1 pseudogene is annotated in these 568 nt (G+C 42.3%); it reads right to left on the bottom strand.

Annotated elements, in window-relative coordinates:
• Window positions 1–22 precede the first annotated feature (22 nt).
• Window positions 23–390: pseudogene (locus tag ACFIO5_RS13235) on the bottom strand (polyprenyl synthetase family protein); the annotation flags it as partial.
• Window positions 391–568 lie beyond the last annotated feature (178 nt).

Here is a 568-nt window from a genome sequence, read left to right on the forward strand (position 1 = left end):
TATGTTTTTCTATGGTGGGGTTTTAATTTTTGCGTGTTGCACTAAAACGAGCGGCTTGTTGGAGTGGTGTTGCTTTGGCGCCAAAAGGGAGAAGAAGCGCTTCTGCTTGAGCGATGAGTTCGTCTCGTTTTTTTTGTGTTTCTTCAATACCATAAAGACGAATAAAAGTGGCTTTGTGCGCTGTTTCATCTTTTCCAGCGGTTTTGCCTAAAACTTTAGTGCTGGCAGTGACATCAAGAAGATCATCTGTTAATTGAAAGGCTAAGCCAAGATATGTTCCAAAAGCAGCAAGTTTTTCGGTCAATTCTTGGGAAGCATTGCCGATGATCGCTCCTGCTTGACAAGCAAAGCTTATAAAAGCGCTGTTTTCATGTGTTGAAGAGTTGCGATACGAGAGGCTCCTGCGGTTCTTTCGTTTTGTATGCGATACAGGTTGCAATAGAGTTCAATAAAGGTTGCAACAGAAAAAGCTTTTTGCGTGCCTTTCTCCTTATGTTTTTCTATGGTGGGGTTTTAATTTTTGCGTGTTGCACTAAAACGAGCGGCTTGTTGGAGTGGTGTTGCTTTG

This window comes from Bartonella sp. AA86SXKL (assembly GCF_042196885.1).